Genomic DNA, 17,623 nt, shown 5'->3' with positions numbered 1-17,623 from the left:
GATGAGCACCGCCCTGACCCCCGAGGAGCTCCGCTACCGCAGCCCGCTGATGGCGCGGCCGGGCGCCGTGGAGGGCTCCGGCCCGGACGCCGGCGTCGCCCTCCACTACGGCGACCCGACCCACGAGCAGCGTGCGCTGGCCCGCGGCGAGGGCGTGGTGGACCTGTCCCACCTCGGCGTCGTCACCGTGACCGGCCCGGACCGCATCACCTGGCTCAACACCCTGAGCTCCCAGCTGCTCCTGGGCCTGGAGGCCGGGGCGAGCACCGAGCTGCTGCTGCTCGACGTCAACGGCCACGTCGAGCACGCCCCGGCCGTGCAGGACGACGGGACACGCACCTGGCTCCTGACCGAGCACGCCGACGCCGCGCCCCTGGCGGAGTACCTCGAGAAGATGCGGTTCATGCTCCGGGTCGAGGTGGCGCGCCCGGACGACGTCGCCGTCCTCGGGACCGCGGCCGGCGGGTGGGCCCGCCTGGCCGGGCACGAGGCCCACCTGCTCACGTGGCAGGACCCCTGGCCCCGCACCGCCCCGGGCTCGACCCACTACGGCCCGCGCGACGCCGACCACCCGGGCATCGACATCCACCGCGCCCTGAGCGTCGTGCGCCGCGACGCCCTCGGTTCGGTGGTCGACGCGTTCTGCGCGCCCGACCAGGCCGGGGGCCGGCCGGGCCGGCTCGCCGGCACCTGGGCGTGGGAGGCGCTGCGCGTGGAGGCCTGGCGGCCCCGGCTCGGCCGCGAGGTCGACGAGCGCACCATCCCGCACGAGCTGGACTGGCTGCGTACCGGCGTGCACCTGAACAAGGGCTGCTACCGCGGCCAGGAGACCGTCGCGCGGGTGGTCAACCTCGGCCGCCCCCCGCGACGCCTGGTCATGCTGCACCTGGACGGCTCGGAACACCTGCTGCCCGACGCCGGCGCCGAGGTGCGCCTGGGGGAGAAGGTCGTGGGGCGCCTGACCTCCGTCGTCCGCCACGAGGAGCTCGGCCCCGTCGGGCTGGCGCTGGTCAAGCGGTCCGTGCCGGGCGACGCGCAGCTCGACGTCGGCGGGGTCGCCGCCGCCCAGGAGATCATCGTGGGCCTGGAGGGCACCACCGACGTGCGCCCGGCCGAGCGTCCCGGCGCCGGGCTGCGCCGGCGCGACCTGCGGCCATGAGTCTGCGGTCACGGGAGGGCCGCCCCGCCGAATCGGGCGGCGCGCGGACCCCCGGGGCCGCCCGCCTGATCGCTGCCGGCGTCGGGAACTCGATGGACCTGCGCCGCCTCAGGGTGGCGGTCACGGTCCAGGGGCGCCAGGGCTCCCGGCGGGTGCGCCACTCCTTCGTGCCGATCCTCACCGCGGCGCTCGCGGCGGGGATCGCCTACCTCATCTCCGGCCAGGTGCTCGGGCACAACCTGCCCATGTTCGCGCCCATCGCCGCCTGGGTGTGCCTCGGGTTCAACCCCGACCGTCAGGTCCGCCGCGTCGCGGAGATGGGCGCCGGCGTCGCGCTCGGCGTGGGGATGGGGGAGATCTTCGCGAAGCTCTTCGGGGCCGGCCCCGTGCAGATCTTCGCCGTGCTGCTCGTCTCCGCCCTCGTGGCCCGGTTCCTCGACCGCGGGCAGCTGTTCACCACCCAGGCGGGGGTCCAGAGCATCGTCATCGTGGCCATGCCCGCCACGATGCTCAGCGGCGGCGCGCTCGGGCGGTGGTCGGACGCCCTCGTCGGCGCCGCGCTCGCACTGGTGTTCACCGCCGTCCTGCCCGGCGACATCGTGCGCCGCCCGCGGCTGCTGGCCCGCGAGGCCCTCGGCGAGCTCTCCGCCCTCCTCGGCACCCTCGCCCGCGGCCTGCGCGACGGCGACCCCCAGCTCGCCGCCGACGCCCTCGCCCACGGCCGTGGCTCCCAGCCCGTCCTCGAGTCCTGGCTCGAGGCGACGCGCGCCGCGAGCCAGCTCGTGCGGGTCAACCCCGCGCTCCGGGCCGAGCGGTCCACCATCGCGGAGCTCTCCCGCGCCTGCACCCTGGCGGACCGCGCCATGCGCAACGCGCGCGTGGTGAGCCGGCGCGCCATCGTGGCCATCGAGGAGGACGGCGCGTCCCCGGACATCGCCGACGCCGTCGCCCAGCTCGCCGTGGGCCTGACCTCCCTCGCCGCGGCGATGGGCCGCGGCGACCCGCCCGACCACGCCCGCGCGACGCTCTCCGCGGTCGCGAACGAGCTGGCCCCCGAGCGCTACGCCGAGGACGGGTGGCGCAAGCAGACCCTGGTGTCCCTGCTGCGCTCCCTCGCCGTCGACGCGCTGCAGATGTCCGGGATGTCCCAGGGGCAGGCGCGCACGGAGCTCGCCGAGGAGTGACGGGCCCGTCAGGCCAGCACGACCTCGCCGTCTTTGACCGTGACGGGCACGGGCGGCAGTGGCTCCGTGGCGGGGCCCTGGGCCACCTGCCCGGTGGCCGCCTCGAAGCGGGACCCGTGGCAGGGGCACGCCGCCTCGGCACCGTCGATCGCCACGAGGCAGCCCTGGTGGGTGCACACCGCGGAGAACGACACGATCGTGCCCGACTGGGGCTGGGCCACCACCACGGGGTCCCCGGCTGGGGTGGTCACCACGACGCCGGAGCCCACCGGGACGTCCGCGGCGGCCACGAGGGCGCCGCCGGTGCCGCCCGCCGTCGCCGGGGTGGTCGCCGGGGCCGGGCCCCCGCCGCACGCGGCCAGCAGGGGCGTCACGACTAGGCCGGTGCCGGCGGCGGTGAGCACCGCCCGGCGCGAGGGGAGCCCCGGAGGGATGTCCATCACCCCATGCTGCCTCAGGGCGGCGCCCGCCGGTAGCGACCCACGGCCGGGAATGGTGAGGTGGCGGCCTCGGCTGGTTACGCTCAGGGGGTGCTCCTCGTGACCCTGCAGCAGTACCTGATGCTCGGCCTCTCCCTCGTGCTGTTCGGGGTCGAGGCGTGGGCACTCATCGACGCGGCCCGCAGGCCCGCCGCGGCCTTCCTCGCCGCCGGCAAGCGCACGAAGAACTTCTGGCTCATCCTCACGGGCGTGGCCGCCGCCGTCGGGTTCATCGGGATCGGCGGGATCGGCTTCCTGCAGTTCGTCGCGGTGGTGCCCGCCGGCGTGTACCTGGCCGACGTGCGCCCGGCGGTCTCCGGGTACGGCGGCGGGCGCGGCGGACGGCGTCCCCCGCGCTCGGGCAGCGGCTGGTGACCCCGGCCGGACCCGCCGCATGAGGGCGGTGCTGCAGCGGGTCACCCGGGCCTCGGTGAGCGTGGCCGGCGACGTCGTCGGCGAGATCTCGCGTCCCGGGCTCGTCGCGCTGGTGGGCGTGACGCACGACGACGGCGCCGCGGAGGTCGAGCGTCTCGCGCGGAAGATCGCCGAGCTGCGGATCCTGCGCGAGGAGCTCTCGGTCCTCGAGGCCGGGGCGCCGGTGCTCGTCGTCTCCCAGTTCACCCTGTACGCGGACGTGCGCAAGGGCCGGCGGCCCACCTGGAACAAGGCGGCGCCCGGGGCGGTGGCCGAGCCGCTGGTGGACGACCTCGCCGCGGCGCTGCGGGCGAAGGGCGTCGAGGTGGCGACGGGCCGCTTCGGGGCGGACATGGCCGTCGAGCTCGTGGGTGACGGGCCGGTGACGGTGCTCGTCGAGGTCTAACCGCATTTGAGGGTGAGAGGTCAAGTTCTCGCACGTGGTGTGCGGGTGGTGACACGTGGTGTGTGGGTGGTGAGAGGTCAAGTTCTCGCACGTTAGGACTTGACCTCTCGCGGCGGGAGGTGGTGAGGACTTGACCTCTCACCACCGGGGTTGTCGGCTGGGGGAGGATTGGGGCGTGAAGATCGAGGCGGTCCTGGGGGACCTCACCCGCGAGCACGTCGACGCGATCGTCAACGCCGCGAACTCGTCCCTCCTCGGCGGGGGAGGGGTGGACGGGGCGATCCACCGCGCCGCCGGCCCCGGGCTGCTCGAGGAGTGCCGGCAGCTGCGCCGCACCCAGCTCCCGGGCGGCCTCCCGGTGGGCAGCGCCGTGCCGACCGGCGGCTACCGGCTGCCCGCGCGGTGGGTCGTCCACACCGTCGGGCCGAACGCCCACCGCGGCGAGACCGACCCGGCCCTGCTCGCCGCCTGCTTCACCGGCTCGCTGCAGGTGGCGGCCGACCTCGGCGCGCGCACGGTGGCCTTCCCGGCGGTCAGCGCCGGCGCGTACGGCTGGGCGGCCCCGGACGTCGCCCGGGTCGCCGTCGACGCGGTGCTAGGCTTCGGCGCCCGGCAGGACGCCCGGTGCGGGCAGCAGGTCTGCGGGCTGAGCGTCACCGACGTCGGCGAGACGACGGTCGAGCTGGTCCGCTTCGTGCTGTTCGACGAGGCGGTGCTCCAGGCGTTCGAGGCGGCGCTGTCCTGACGGCGTCGACGCGCCCACGGGGTTCCGCGGTGTCAGCCCCGTGCGCGCTGGTGCGTGGCGCCGGCGTCCTCCCCGGCCGGCTCGGGGGTGAAGACGTCCTCGATGCGGCAGCCGAAGACCGCGGCGATCCGGAACGCCAGGGGCAGCGACGGGTCGAAACGCCCGCGCTCGATGGAGATGACCGTCTGGCGGGAGACGCCCAGGCGCTCGGCCAGGGTGGCCTGCGACCAACCGTGGTGGGCCCGGCGGCCGGCGATGTCGTTGTCCATCAGGACTCCCGGCGCGAGAGGACCTGGTAGCGCACGGCCGCGTCCACCATGGACAGGAGCACGACGGCGGTGAGGACGGTTGTGCCGGAGACGTCCAGGTCCGTGATCGCGAGGGTGGTCAGCCCGACGCCGGTCGCGATGAGGACGTCGAGGAAGGCGCCGCTCTGGGCCCGCTCGAGCCAGCTGCGCTCGACGCTCTGCTCGGCGTGCGGCTCTCGCTCCACCGTGTGCCGGGAGACGAAGAGCAGCCAGCCGAGCGCCGCCATCGGGGCGAACGTGCAGAGGGCGAACACCCCGCCGACGAGCCAGAACTGCTCCGGGCGGAAGGTCCCCGCCAGTGCCCCCAGGCCGGTGGCCAGGACGAGGCCGAACCCCGCCGCCAGGACGTATGCGGAGAACGGGGCCTTCTTCTTCGTGCCGGCGGTGCTGGCGCTCATGTGGGTGCCTCCGGTTGTGTGAAGCGTGCTTGACGTCACGCAGTCAAGCGCGCTTGACCAGGACATGTCAAGGTCGCTTGACCGGGAACTTGACACGCCCCTTCCCGGGCATCACGCCCCTGGCGAACACGGGCAGGGTTGGCGCACCCGCGCCGTTAGCATCGATGAAGTTGCCCAGACCGGTCGCCGCCGGGCTCCGGCCGAGACAACCGCCCCATGAGGAGTGCACATGTTTGAACGATTTACCGACCGTGCCCGTCGTGTGGTCGTCCTCGCCCAGGAAGAGGCGCGGATGCTCAACCACAACTACATCGGCACCGAGCACATCCTCCTCGGCCTGATCCACGAGGGTGAGGGGGTCGCCGCCAAGGCGCTCGAGGCGCTCGACATCTCCCTCGAGGCCGTGCGCGCCCAGGTCACCGAGATCATCGGTGAGGGGCAGCAGTCGCCCTCCGGCCACATCCCCTTCACGCCGCGCGCCAAGAAGGTCCTCGAGCTCTCGCTGCGCGAGGCGCTGCAGCTCGGCCACAACTACATCGGCACGGAGCACATCCTCCTCGGCCTCATCCGCGAGGGCGAGGGCGTGGCGGCCCAGGTCCTCACCAAGCTCGGCGCCGACCTCAACCGCGTGCGCCAGCAGGTCATCCAGCTGCTGTCGGGCTACCAGGGCAAGGAGCCCGTCGCCGCCGGCGGCCCCACCGAGGGCCAGCCCGCGGGCTCGGCCGTGCTCGACCAGTTCGGGCGCAACCTCACCCAGGCCGCCCGCGAGGGCAAGCTCGACCCCGTCATCGGTCGCACCAAGGAGATCGAGCGGGTCATGCAGGTGCTCTCCCGGCGCACCAAGAACAACCCCGTGCTCATCGGCGAGCCCGGCGTCGGCAAGACCGCCGTCGTCGAGGGCCTGGCCCAGGACATCGTGCGCGGCGACGTGCCCGAGACCCTGAAGGACAAGCAGCTCTACACGCTCGACCTCGGCTCCCTCGTGGCCGGCTCCCGCTACCGCGGCGACTTCGAGGAGCGGCTGAAGAAGGTCCTCAAGGAGATCCGCACCCGCGGGGACATCATCCTGTTCATCGACGAGATCCACACCCTCGTGGGGGCCGGCGCCGCCGAGGGTGCGATCGACGCCGCGAGCATCCTCAAGCCGATGCTCGCCCGCGGCGAGCTCCAGACCATCGGTGCCACCACCCTGGACGAGTACCGCAAGCACATCGAGAAGGACGCCGCCCTCGAGCGCCGCTTCCAGCCCATCCAGGTGGCCGAGCCGACGCTCGCGCACACCATCGAGATCCTCAAGGGGCTGCGCGACCGCTACGAGGCGCACCACCGCGTCTCCATCACGGACGAGGCCCTCGTGGCCGCCGCCACCCTGGCGGACCGCTACGTCTCCGACCGGTTCCTGCCCGACAAGGCGATCGACCTCATCGACGAGGCGGGCGCGCGCCTGCGCATCCGCCGCATGACCGCCCCGCCGGAGCTGCGCGAGCTCGACGACCAGATCGCCGAGGTGCGCCGCGAGAAGGAGTCCGCGATCGACGACCAGGACTTCGAGAAGGCCGCGCGCCTGCGCGACAGCGAGAAGACCCTGGGCGAGCGTCGTGCCGCACGGGAGAAGTCGTGGAAGAACGGCGACCTGGACGCCGTCGCCGAGGTGGACGAGGAGCTCATCGCCGAGGTGCTGGCCATGAGCACCGGCATCCCGGTGTTCAAGCTGACGCAGGAGGAGTCCTCCAAGCTCCTGCACATGGAGGACGAGCTCCACAAGCGCATCATCGGCCAGGACGCGGCCATCAAGGCGCTGTCGCAGGCCATCCGGCGCACCCGCGCCGGCCTGAAGGACCCGAAGCGGCCCGGCGGTTCGTTCATCTTCGCCGGCCCCACGGGCGTCGGCAAGACCGAGCTGGCCAAGGCGCTCGCGGAGTTCCTCTTCGGTGACGAGGACGCCCTCATCCAGCTCGACATGTCGGAGTACTCCGAGAAGCACACCGTCTCACGCCTGTTCGGCTCGCCCCCCGGGTACGTCGGGTACGAGGAGGGTGGCCAGCTCACCGAGAAGGTCCGCCGGCGCCCGTTCTCCGTCGTCCTCTTCGACGAGGTGGAGAAGGCCCACGCGGACATCTTCAACTCGCTCCTGCAGATCCTCGAGGACGGCCGCCTGACCGACTCCCAGGGCCGCGTGGTCGACTTCAAGAACACCGTCATCATCATGACCACGAACCTCGGCACGCGGGACATCGCCAAGGGCCTGCTCACCGGGTTCCAGGCGTCGGGCGAGCTGTCCACCAGCTACGACCGCATGAAGACGAAGGTCAACGAGGAGCTCAAGCAGCACTTCCGGCCCGAGTTCCTCAACCGCGTGGACGACGTCATCGTCTTCCCGCAGCTGTCCGAGGAGCAGATCGTCCAGATCGTCGACCTGATGATCGCCAAGCTGGACGCGCGGATGCGTGACCAGGCGATGACGATCGAGCTCACCCCGGCCGCGAAGTCGCTGCTCGCCGAGCGCGGGTACGACCCCGTCCTGGGCGCCCGGCCGCTGCGCCGCGCCATCCAGCGCGAGATCGAGGACGTCCTGTCCGAGAAGATCCTGTTCGGCGATCTCAAGGCCGGGCAGAAGATCCTCGTGGACGCGCAGGGCGAGGGCCTCCTCGGGGAGTTCACCTTCACCGGTGTCTCCACCGACGAGATCCTCAAGCCCGAGCCGGTGACCGTGGGCCACGGCGCCACGGTGGAGCAGCGGGACATGCCGACGGCGCCCGACGGCGGCGGCGCGGGCGGCGGCGGGCAGCTCCAGCCCGAGTAGCCTGGGCGCCCGTCCGGGGGTGGGCTGATCCGCCCGCCGCCGGGCGGCGCCTGGCAGGACCACGCGGGGCCCGGCAGCCGACAAGGCTGCCGGGCCCTCGGCATGCCCGGGGAGCCTGCCGACCTCGCACGCCCACCGCGGCCCAGGCCGACTGGTCGTACTCACGCGGACGAAGTCGTCGATTGCGGAGCGCGACCTGCTCCGGCGGAGTACGACCAGTCCGGGGGCCGTGCGCCGGCGGTCCGGGAGTCCGGGCGTCGGCCCGGCGCGCTCATTCCTCCCGGGCGTAGCGCTCGGCGAAGGTGCGCAGCAGGCGGTGCGAGCCGCCGACGTCGGCACGGGAGATCCGCACGATGACCGCCTCCACGGCCTCGGCCGGGAAGTAGCCCGAGTGCCGGTAGACGTTGATGCGGGTGACCATGGCGTCCCGGTCCATCTCTGGGTGGAACTGGGTGACGTACTGGTGCTCGCCGAGGCGGAACATCTGGACGGGGCATGCCGCCGAGGAGGCCAGCAGCACCGCGCCCGGCGGGAGCACCGTGCACGCCTCCTTGTGGCCGACGTAGGCGTCGAACGCCGCGGGCATCCCGGCGAGCAGCGGGTCGCGGGCGCCGTCGTCGGTCAGCTCGACGCGCACGGCCGCGGTCTGCTCGGCGAAGGTGCCGTCGATGACCCCGCCCGCGAGCCCGCCCATCATGCCGACGCCGTAGCAGAGCCCGAGGAAGGGGAAGTCCCGGTCCCGGACCTCGGTGAGCACCCCGGCCAGCTGGGCCTCCACCCGGCGCTGCACCGCGTCCTTGCGCGCGGCGGGGGTGGACGCCGTGAAGGGGCTGCCGCCGAGGAACACCCCGGAGTAGTCGTCCAGGTCGAGCGGGGCGACCCTGCCGGACTCCAGCCGGAACCGGACCAGCTCATCCGGGCCGAGACCCGTGAAGCGACGCAGGCTGGCGTACTCCTCGGCCGCCGCCACATCGTCGCTGCGCGAGGCGAGCAGCGCGAAGGGCTTGATGGGCATGCCCGAAGTCAACACCAGCACCGGCGGGGGGCGCCGCCGTTGTCCACGCCGGAGCGCCCCGGCGCGGCCGCCGGCCGGATGCTGAGACGGCGCGGGCCTCGACGCCCGGCGGGCGCACCCACCGAGAGCTGGCCACCGGGGATGCGGCCTCGGCCCGACCGATCTAGCGTGGTGTGTGCCACCCCCTCTGGGGTCATCGTCGAACGGAAGGAGCCCGTCATGGGTCTGGGAGACAAGATGAGCAACGCCGCCGATAAGGCCAAGGGCAAGGCGAAGGAGGCGGCCGGCAAGGCGACCGACAACGAGCGCCTGGAGGCCGAGGGACAGGGCGACCAGGCCAAGGGCAGCCTCAAGCAGGCCGGCGAGAACGTCAAGGACGCCTTCAAGTAGGCGTCTCGCCACGCCAACCGGACCCCGCGGGAGCAATCCTGCGGGGTCCTCGTCGTGGTGGTGGTGCCACGCTCGGTGGTGAGGGCACCGCTCGTTGTATGCACAGGATCGCCGATTCCGCACCGACAACGCTCAATCCACCCCAATATGTATACAAACAGCGAGCCTTCTGCGTAGAGTCTCCGTGTGCGCGCCAGTGAGAGGGTCTACACCTCGCTCAGGGAGGACATCCTGGCCTGGCGCCTCCTGCCCGGGGACGTGCTGAGCGAGGTCGAGCAGGCGGAACGGCTCGGCGTCTCCCGCACGCCGCTGCGCGAGGCGCTCGGCCGGCTCGCGTCCGATGGGCTCGCCGTGGTCGGCAAGGGCCGCACCCTCGTCGTGACGGACCTCTCGGCCGACGACGTCCGTCACCTGTTCGAGCTCCGCGAGGCGCTCGAGAGCCAGGCGGCGCGCCTCGCCGCCCGCCGCAGGCGCCCCGGCGTCTTCGAAAGCCTCTCCCAGGGGTTCGCCGCCGCCCCCGCGCTGCTCACCGACGCCGACCCCGACCGGGCGGCGTACTACGGCCTCGTCGCCGAGCTCGACGCGGCCATCGACGACGCGATGGGCAGCCCGTACCTGCTCCGGTCGCTCACGGCGCTGCGCGGCCACGTCGCCCGGGCGCGGCGGCTCGCGCACGACAACCCCGACCGGCTCGTGCGCGCGGCGCACGAGCACCAGCTCATCGCCGAGGCCATCGCCGACGGCGACGAGATCCTGTCCATGCAGGTGACCGCAGTACACCTGCGCGCCAGCCTGGTGAACATCCTCGCCAGCCTCGCGCACGTCCGCCCCGGCGAGCACCGGCTCGCGGGCGCAAACCAAGGAGCCGCGTCATGATCACCCATGACATGATCACCCACCACGTGCGCGTGCACCCCAGCGCCGACAACCTCCCGCGCGAGGACCAGCTCGCCTGGAAGATCGCCGAGGTCGCGGCCGACGAGGTCGCCGTCGCCGACGAGGTCACCGAGATGGTGATCAACCGGGTCATCGACAACGCCGCCGTCGCCACCGCCTCCCTGACCCGGGCCCCCGCCGCCGCCGCCCGCGCCCAGGCCCTCGCCCACCCGTACGCGCCCGGCGCCACCGTCTTCGGCGCCCTCCGCACGCAGCGGGTCAGCCCCGAGTGGGCCGCCTGGGCCAACGGGGTCGCGGTGCGCGAGCTCGACTACCACGACACCTTCCTCGCCGCCGAGTACTCCCACCCGGGCGACAACATCCCGCCGATCCTCGCCGTCGCCCAGCACCTCGCCGCGCGGCGCGGCCTGAACGGCGCCGACGTCGTGCGCGCCGTCGCCACCGGCTACGAGATCCAGGTCGACCTCGTCCGGGCGATCAGCCTGCACGCGCACAAGATCGACCACGTCGCCCACCTCGGCCCCTCGGTCGCCGCCGGCCTCGGCACCCTCCTCCGGCTCCCCACGGAGGTGATCTTCCAGGCGATCGGGCAGGCCCTGCACACCACCACCGCCACCCGGCAGTCCCGCAAGGGCGAGATCTCCACGTGGAAGGCGTACGCCCCGGCATTCGCCGGCAAGGTCGCCATCGAGGCGGTGGACCGCGCCATGCGCGGGCAGACCTCCCCGACGCCGATCTACGAGGGCGAAGACGGCGTCATCGCCTGGCTCCTCGACGGCCCCGACGCCGCCTACGACGTCGCGCTCCCCGCCACCGGCGAGGCCAAGCTCGCGATCCTTGACACCTACACCAAGGAGCACTCGGCGGAGTACCAGTCGCAGGCCCTCATCGACCTGGCCCGCAGGCTCCACCGCGCGCACCCCGAGCTGGCCGACCCCGAGAACGTCGCATCGATCGTCATCCACACCTCCCACCACACGCACTACGTGATCGGCTCCGGCGCGAACGACCCGCAGAAGTACGACCCGACCGCCTCGCGGGAGACCCTCGACCACTCGATCCCGTACATCTTCGCCGTCGCCCTGCAGGACGGCGCCTGGCACCACGTCGACTCCTACGCCCCGGGGCGCGCCGCCCGCCCGGACACCGTCCAGCTGTGGCGCAAGGTCACCACGACGGAGGACCCCGAGTGGACCCGCCGGTACCACTCGACCGACCCCGCGGAGAAGGCCTTCGGTGGCCGCGTGGAGATCACGCTCACGGACGGCTCCCGGGTGGTCGACGAGATCGCCGTCGCCGACGCCCACCCGCTCGGCGCCCGCCCCTTCGCCCGCGCGCAGTACGTGAACAAGTTCCGCACCCTCGCCGACGGCGTCCTCGAGCCGGCGGAGATCGAGCGCTTCCTCGACGCCGCGCAGCGGCTGCCCGAGCTGGAAGCGGGCGAGCTCGGGGAGCTCACCGTCACGGCTCCGCGGGGGCTGCTCGACTCCGTCACCACCCCCGAGGGGATCTTCTGATGCTGTACTCCACCACCACGCCCGCCGACAAGCGCGCCGCCCTGCGCGCCCGGCTCGCGACCGGTGAGCTGCTCCGCTTCCCGGGCGCGTTCAACCCGCTCAGCGCCAGGCTCATCCAGGACAAGGGCTTCGACGGGGTCTACATCTCCGGCGCCGTCCTCTCCGCCGACCTCGGGCTGCCCGACATCGGCCTGACCACGCTGACGGAGGTGGCCGGCCGCAGCCAGCAGATCGCCCGCGTCACGGACCTGCCCGCGCTCGTCGACGCCGACACCGGCTTCGGCGAGCCGATGAACGTCGCCCGCACCGTCCAGTCCCTCGAGGACGCCGGCGTCGCCGGCCTGCACATCGAGGACCAGGTCAACCCCAAGCGCTGTGGCCACCTCGACGGCAAGCAGGTGGTCGACACCGACACCGCGCTCAAGCGGATCCGCGCCGCCGCCGACGCCCGCCGCGACCCGAACCTGCTCCTCATGGCCCGCACGGACATCCGGGCCGTCGAGGGGCTGGGCGCCGCGATCGACCGCGCCAAGGCCCTCGTCGACGCCGGCGCGGACGCCATCTTCCCCGAGGCCATGAGGGACCTGGGCGAGTTCGAGGCCGTCCGCCGCGCCGTCGACGTCCCGGTCCTGGCCAACATGACCGAGTTCGGCAAGTCGGACCTGTTCACCACCACCCAGCTGGCCGACGTCGGCATCAACATCGTCATCTACCCCGTCTCGCTCCTGCGCCTGGCCATGGGCGCGGCCGAGCGGGGCCTCGACACGATCAACCGCGAGGGCACCCTCAAACCGCTGCTGGGCGAGATGCAGCACCGCGCCCGGCTCTACGAGCTCCTCGACTACGAGGGCTACAACCACTTCGACACGTCCATCTACACCTACGCCGCCGGGGCCGACCCGCGCTGACACCGCACCACCGACAGGCCGAACGCAAGGGAGCGATCATGACTGTGACCCAGAACGAGAACGAGATCCGCAAGGGGCTGGCCGGTGTCGTGGTGGACACCACCGCCATCTCCAAGGTCAACCCCGACACCAACTCGCTGCTCTACCGCGGCTACCCCGTCCAGGAGCTCGCCGCGCGGTGCTCCTTCGAGGAGGTCGCCTGGCTGCTCTGGCACGGCGAGCTGCCGACGGTGGAGCAGCTCGCCGGCTTCCAGCGGGACGAGCGGGCCCAGCGCGAGCTCGCCGCGAACGTCAAGGCCGTGATCGACTCACTGCCCACCACCGCGCACCCGATGGACGTGGTCCGCACCGCGGTCAGCGTCATCGGCGCCAACGACCCGACGACGCCGGACGCGTCCCGGGAGTCCAACCTGGCCAAGTCGGTGCGCCTGTTCGCGCAGGTGCCCGCCGTCGTCGCGTACGACCAGCGGCGCCGCCGCGGGCAGCGGCTCGTCCCGCCGCGGGACGACCTGGACTACTCCGAGAACTTCCTGCACATGACCTTCGGTGAGGTCCCGGACCCCGCCGTCGTCGACGCCTTCCGCGTCTCCCTCGTGCTCTACGCGGAGCACTCCTTCAACGCCTCCACCTTCACCGCGCGGGTGATCACCTCGACGCTCTCGGACCTGTACTCCGCGGTGGTCGGCGCGATCGGCGCGCTCAAGGGGCCGCTGCACGGCGGCGCCAACGAGGCCGTCATGCACGTCTTCGAAGAGATCGGCGACGCGTCCCGCGCCGAGGCGTGGCTGGACCAGGCGCTGGCCGAGAAGCGCAAGATCATGGGCTTCGGGCACCGGGTCTACAAGCACGGGGACTCCCGGGTCCCGACCATGAAGACGGCGCTCGACACGCTCGTCGCGCATTACGACCGGCCCGACCTGGCCGCGCTGTACGACGCCCTCGAGGGCGCCATGACGGAGCGGAAGAACATCCAGCCGAACCTGGACTACCCGTCCGGGCCCGCGTACCACCTCATGGGCTTCGACACCGCCACCTTCACGCCGCTGTTCGTCGCGAGCCGGGTGACGGGGTGGACCGCGCACATCATGGAGCAGCTCGAGTCGAACTCGCTCATCCGGCCGCTCAGCGCCTACTCCGGGCCGGACGAGCGGCACCTGTGACGGCCCGGCGTCGCCGCGGGGCCCGCGGCGAGGCGCCACCGCGGGGCCCGCGGTCCGGCGTCGGACAGGGTCGTAGGTCACCGATGCGGCCTGGGCCACGCCCTAGGGTGACTAGGGTGATCGAGGTCACGACAAGTGGGAGATCGGCTGCGCGGGCCGCAGCCTGGGGAGGCTTGTGATGGCGAAGTACGTGTACCGGTTCAGCGAGGGCAACAAGGACCAGAAGGACCTGCTCGGCGGCAAGGGCGCGAACCTCGCCGAGATGACGAAGATCGGCCTGCCGGTCCCACCGGGGTTCACCATCACCACCGAGGCCTGCCGGGCCTACATGCGCGACGGGCACGTCCCGCCCGAGCTGCGGGTCGAGGTCACGATGGCGGTGCGCGAGATCGAGGACGCGATCGGACGCCGGCTCGGTGACTTCCACGAGCCGTTGCTCGTCTCGGTGCGCTCGGGCGCGAAGTTCTCCATGCCGGGCATGATGGAGACCGTCCTGAACGTCGGCCTCAACGACGCCTCCGTCAAGGGCCTGGCCGAGTTCTCCGGCGACGAGCGCTTCGCGTGGGACTCCTACCGCCGCCTCATCCAGATGTTCGGCAAGACGGTCCTGGACATCGACGGCGACCTGTTCGCCCGGGCGCTGGACGAGAAGAAGACGGCGGTCGGCGCCGCCACGGACGTGGACCTGAGCGCCGAGGACCTGAGGGACCTGGTCGCGGTCTTCAAGGGGATCGTGCAGGACGAGACGGGCCGGGAGTTCCCCCAGCACCCGCGCGAGCAGCTGGACATGGCGATCGAGGCCGTCTTCGGCTCCTGGAACACCGAGCGCGCCCGCCTGTACCGCCGCCGCGAGCGCATCCCCAACGACCTGGGCACCGCCGTCAACGTCGTGACCATGGTCTTCGGGAACCTCGGGGAGACCTCGGGCACCGGCGTCGCGTTCACCCGGGATCCCTCCACCGGGCACTCCGGCGTCTACGGCGACTACCTGGCCAACGCCCAGGGCGAGGACGTCGTCTCCGGCATCCGCAACACCCTGTCGCTGGCCGACCTCGAGCAGCTGGACCCGGCCTCCTCCGCGGAGCTGCGCCAGGCCATGCGCCGGCTGGAGACGCACTACCGGGACCTGTGCGACATCGAGTTCACGATCGAGCGCGGCAAGCTGTGGATGCTGCAGACCCGGGTGGGGAAGCGCACCGCGGGCGCGGCCTTCCGGATCGCGACCCAGCTGGTCGACGAGAACCTCATCACGATGGACGAGGCCCTGGGCCGGGTCAGCGGCGCCCAGCTCTCCCAGCTGCTGTTCCCGCAGTTCGACGGCGGGGCCGAGAAGGAGCTGCTCACCAGGGCGATGGCCGCGTCGCCGGGCGCGGCCGTGGGCGAGATCGTGCTCGACAACGCCCAGGCTCTCGAGCGCACCGCGGCCGGGGCGAAGGTCATCCTCGTGCGCCGGGAGACCAACCCCGACGACCTCCAGGGCATGATCGTCGCCGACGGCGTCCTGACCTCCCGGGGCGGGAAGACCTCCCACGCGGCCGTCGTCGCCCGCGGCATGGGCACCACCGCCGTGGTCGGCGCCGACGCGATCGACGTCGACGTCACCAAGAAGGAGGTGCGCGTGGCGGGGAAGGTGCTCCACCCCGGCGACGTCATCGCCCTGGACGGCACTACGGGCGAGGTGTTCCTCGGCGAGGTCCCGGTGATGGACTCCCCGGTCATGACCTACATCTCCGACGGGCTCGAGGCGGGCCTCGCCGCGTCCAACGACGACGCCACCCGGGAGCTCGTCGAGGCCGTCGACCGGGTCCTGACCCACGCGGACGACGTACGCCGGATGAAGGTGCGCGCCAACGCCGACACCGCGGAGGACGCCCGCCGGGCGCGTCAGCGCGGCGCCGAGGGCATCGGCCTGTGCCGGACCGAGCACCAGTTCCTCGGCATGCGGCGCGAGTACATCGAGCACGTCGTCCTCGCCCAGACACCCGAGGACCGCGACGCCGCCCTGACCGACCTCCTGCCGCTGCAGCGCCAGGACTTCACCGACCTCCTGGGCGCCATGGACGGCCTGCCGACCACGATCCGGCTCATCGACCCGCCGCTGCACGAGTTCCTCCCGGACCTGACCGAGCTGGCCGTGAAAGTCGCGGTCGCCGAGGAGAAGGGACAGGTCGACGAGCACGACGTCGCCCTGCTGGCGGCGGTGCAGCGCATGCACGAGCAGAACCCCATGCTCGGCCTGCGCGGCGTGCGCCTAGGCCTGAAGGTGCCCGGCCTGTTCGCCCTGCAGATCCGCGCCATCGCCGAGGCCACGGCCGCGCGCCGGGAGGCGGGCGGGAACCCGCTCCCGGAGATCATGGTCCCCCTCGTCGGCTCGGTCCGAGAGCTTCAGATCGTCCGCGAGGAGGCCGAGGGCATCCTCGCCGAGGTCGGGCGCGAGCACGGCATCACCCTCGACCTGCCGATCGGCTGCATGATCGAGCTGCCCCGCGCGGCCCTGACCGCGCACCGCATCGCCGAGGAGGCCGACTTCTTCTCCTTCGGCACCAACGACCTGACACAAACCACGTGGGGCTTCTCCCGCGACGACGTCGAGGGCGCGTTCTTCGCCGACTACCTCGAGAACGGCGTGCTGACCATCTCCCCGTTCGAGACCCTCGACGCCGACGGGGTGGGCGCGCTGGTGCGGGCCGGGGTCGAGGGCGGCCGCTCGACCAAGCCGCACCTGCACATGGGCGTGTGCGGCGAGCACGGCGGCGACCCCGAGTCCATCCACTTCTTCCACAACGCCGGGCTCGACTACGTCTCCTGCTCCCCGTTCCGGGTGCCCATCGCCCGGCTCGAGGCCGGCCGGGCCGCCGCGATGGCGGGGGAGGACGCCACCGCCTGACCCGGGCGGGCGGCGCCGTCGCCCCGGGGCACGCCCCGGGGCGACGCGGCCGGATGCGCTCAGCGCGCCTTGACGGCGAGCACGGGGCAGTCCGCCTCGAGCAGGATCGTCTGCGCGTTGGAGCCCAGGATGAGCTTGCCCACCGGGCTGCGCCGGCGCAGCCCGATGACGATGAAGTCGGCGTCGGACTCGGCGGCCACCTTCACCAGGTCGTCCGCGGGCTCGTTGCCGCGCACCAGGGTGCGGACCTCGTGCTCGATGCCTGCGGCCCGCAGGTCACGCACCACGTCCTCGAACTCGCGCTCGAGCGTGCGCGCCTCCTCGGCGTCGAAGTCGGACCCGCGGTGGGAGTTGACGACGACCAGCTTGGTGTGGCGGAGCTTGGCCTCCTCCGCCGCGCGGTGCAGGGCCGCCCGGCCCTCCGGTGTCGGGATGTAACCCACGATGATGGACACTGCTTCTCCTGACGGTCGGTCGGAAAACTCGAACGTGTGCCGCCGGCTGCATCAATGGAGCCGTGCTCTCGGGCGTCACCTGCAGACTACGCATTCTCGCCCGCCGTGCCCGGGATATTGGTCCCAGCCGTCGCCATCGGGGGCCGGACCACGGACGTCGGGACCTTGATCCCACCAAATTTCGGAGCGGTCACGTCTAGCCTCGGGCCATGAGGCTCTCGCAGTGTCGTGAGTGTGCCCGCGTCCGAGTCGTCGAGGTGGCGGACGGGGCGGCGGGCGCGCCCTCGATCGCCGCGCTCGGCGTGCGGCCGGGCGCGGTCCTGCGGGTGACCGGGCGGGGAGACTTCGGCCGGGTGATGGTCGCGGTCGGCGGCGTCCGGGTGGTGCTCGACGCCGCCACCGCGCGGCGCATCGGCGTGCGGCCGGTCGTCGCCCGCGCCAGGCAGGCCTCCTGACGCGCTCCCGGCGGGCGGCCTGGCCGGCGCGGGTCCGCGCCGG

The 17,623-nt window shown here is 72.8% G+C and carries 18 protein-coding genes; 13 read left to right on the top strand and 5 right to left on the bottom strand.

Features of this window, described 5'->3' with window-relative positions:
- Position 1: 1 nt before the first annotated feature.
- Both EJK16_RS04730 and EJK16_RS04725 read left to right on the top strand, forming a co-directional pair.
- Entirely contained in the window at positions 2 to 1,159 is a 1,158-nt protein-coding gene (locus EJK16_RS04730) for a folate-binding protein YgfZ (protein ID WP_127126875.1), read from the top strand.
- Positions 1,156 to 2,343, top strand: coding sequence for an aromatic acid exporter family protein (locus EJK16_RS04725; RefSeq protein WP_127126873.1), 1,188 nt, complete (start codon positions 1,156 to 1,158; stop codon positions 2,341 to 2,343). The genes EJK16_RS04730 and EJK16_RS04725 overlap by 4 nt, the downstream gene beginning before the upstream one ends.
- Before the next feature lie 8 nt (positions 2,344 to 2,351).
- On the opposite strand, the gene EJK16_RS04720 is transcribed toward EJK16_RS04725, so the two are convergent.
- Entirely contained in the window at positions 2,352 to 2,783 is a 432-nt protein-coding gene (locus tag EJK16_RS04720; protein WP_127126871.1) for a ubiquinol-cytochrome c reductase iron-sulfur subunit, read from the bottom strand.
- Between the two features lie 90 nt (positions 2,784 to 2,873).
- Here EJK16_RS04720 and EJK16_RS04715 point away from each other — a divergent pair, with 90 nt between their 5' ends.
- From EJK16_RS04715 to EJK16_RS04705, 3 genes are all read left to right on the top strand, one after another.
- A complete protein-coding gene (locus EJK16_RS04715; RefSeq protein WP_127126870.1) occupies positions 2,874 to 3,197 on the top strand; it encodes a DUF2516 family protein in 324 nt (107 codons plus the stop codon).
- A 19-nt stretch (positions 3,198 to 3,216) separates the two neighbouring features.
- On the top strand, positions 3,217 to 3,642 hold the full coding sequence (gene dtd / locus EJK16_RS04710; protein ID WP_127126868.1) for a D-aminoacyl-tRNA deacylase: 426 nt from the start codon (positions 3,217 to 3,219) through the stop codon (positions 3,640 to 3,642).
- A 175-nt stretch (positions 3,643 to 3,817) separates the two neighbouring features.
- A complete protein-coding gene (locus EJK16_RS04705) occupies positions 3,818 to 4,387 on the top strand; it encodes an O-acetyl-ADP-ribose deacetylase (RefSeq protein WP_127126866.1) in 570 nt (189 codons plus the stop codon).
- 32 nt (positions 4,388 to 4,419) lie between these two features.
- Here the strand turns inward: EJK16_RS04705 and EJK16_RS04700 are convergent, their stop codons facing one another.
- Positions 4,420 to 4,656 (bottom strand): helix-turn-helix transcriptional regulator, encoded by a 237-nt coding sequence (locus EJK16_RS04700; protein ID WP_127126864.1) that lies wholly within the window; start codon positions 4,654 to 4,656, stop codon positions 4,420 to 4,422.
- On the bottom strand, positions 4,656 to 5,093 hold the full coding sequence (locus tag EJK16_RS04695; protein ID WP_127126862.1) for a hypothetical protein: 438 nt from the start codon (positions 5,091 to 5,093) through the stop codon (positions 4,656 to 4,658). Before EJK16_RS04695 ends, EJK16_RS04700 begins: the two co-directional genes overlap by 1 nt.
- A 229-nt stretch (positions 5,094 to 5,322) precedes the next feature.
- Between EJK16_RS04695 and EJK16_RS04690 the strand changes: the two genes are divergently transcribed.
- Entirely contained in the window at positions 5,323 to 7,896 is a 2,574-nt protein-coding gene (locus EJK16_RS04690) for an ATP-dependent Clp protease ATP-binding subunit (protein ID WP_127126860.1), read from the top strand.
- Positions 7,897 to 8,167: 271 nt separating this feature from the next.
- On the opposite strand, the gene EJK16_RS04685 is transcribed toward EJK16_RS04690, so the two are convergent.
- Positions 8,168 to 8,911, bottom strand: coding sequence for a glutamine amidotransferase (locus EJK16_RS04685; RefSeq protein WP_127126858.1), 744 nt, complete (start codon positions 8,909 to 8,911; stop codon positions 8,168 to 8,170).
- Between the two features lie 219 nt (positions 8,912 to 9,130).
- Between EJK16_RS04685 and EJK16_RS04680 the strand changes: the two genes are divergently transcribed.
- The 6 genes from EJK16_RS04680 to ppdK all read left to right on the top strand — a co-directional run bounded on the left by EJK16_RS04680 (position 9,131) and on the right by ppdK (position 16,670).
- Complete coding sequence (locus EJK16_RS04680) at positions 9,131 to 9,301, top strand: CsbD family protein (protein ID WP_127126856.1); 171 nt, start codon at positions 9,131 to 9,133, stop codon at positions 9,299 to 9,301.
- Positions 9,302 to 9,487: 186 nt separating this feature from the next.
- Positions 9,488 to 10,177 carry a GntR family transcriptional regulator gene (locus EJK16_RS04675; protein ID WP_127126854.1) on the top strand — a complete coding sequence of 230 codons (690 nt, stop codon included), beginning with the start codon at positions 9,488 to 9,490 and terminating at the stop codon, positions 10,175 to 10,177.
- A gap of 11 nt (positions 10,178 to 10,188) precedes the next feature.
- On the top strand, positions 10,189 to 11,715 hold the full coding sequence (locus tag EJK16_RS04670; RefSeq protein ID WP_127126922.1) for an MmgE/PrpD family protein: 1,527 nt from the start codon (positions 10,189 to 10,191) through the stop codon (positions 11,713 to 11,715).
- Positions 11,715 to 12,623: a methylisocitrate lyase gene (gene prpB, locus EJK16_RS04665; protein WP_127126852.1), complete on the top strand. Its 909-nt coding sequence runs from the start codon at positions 11,715 to 11,717 to the stop codon at positions 12,621 to 12,623. Before EJK16_RS04670 ends, prpB begins: the two co-directional genes overlap by 1 nt.
- Before the next feature lie 38 nt (positions 12,624 to 12,661).
- Entirely contained in the window at positions 12,662 to 13,783 is a 1,122-nt protein-coding gene (locus EJK16_RS04660; RefSeq protein ID WP_127126850.1) for a bifunctional 2-methylcitrate synthase/citrate synthase, read from the top strand.
- A 178-nt stretch (positions 13,784 to 13,961) separates the two neighbouring features.
- Positions 13,962 to 16,670 carry a pyruvate, phosphate dikinase gene (gene ppdK, locus EJK16_RS04655; protein ID WP_127126848.1) on the top strand — a complete coding sequence of 903 codons (2,709 nt, stop codon included), beginning with the start codon at positions 13,962 to 13,964 and terminating at the stop codon, positions 16,668 to 16,670.
- 59 nt (positions 16,671 to 16,729) lie between these two features.
- Here ppdK and EJK16_RS04650 read toward each other — a convergent pair whose 3' ends face one another.
- Positions 16,730 to 17,125, bottom strand: coding sequence for a universal stress protein (locus EJK16_RS04650; protein WP_127126846.1), 396 nt, complete (start codon positions 17,123 to 17,125; stop codon positions 16,730 to 16,732).
- 209 nt (positions 17,126 to 17,334) lie between these two features.
- Here EJK16_RS04650 and EJK16_RS04645 point away from each other — a divergent pair, with 209 nt between their 5' ends.
- Positions 17,335 to 17,580 carry a FeoA family protein gene (locus EJK16_RS04645; protein WP_127126844.1) on the top strand — a complete coding sequence of 82 codons (246 nt, stop codon included), beginning with the start codon at positions 17,335 to 17,337 and terminating at the stop codon, positions 17,578 to 17,580.
- The last annotated feature ends 43 nt before the right edge of the window (positions 17,581 to 17,623 follow it).

The organism is Georgenia sp. SYP-B2076, from assembly GCF_003991205.1.
GTDB lineage: Bacteria > Actinomycetota > Actinomycetes > Actinomycetales > Actinomycetaceae > Georgenia.
This window is presented reverse-complemented; position numbering and strand designations above follow the sequence as displayed.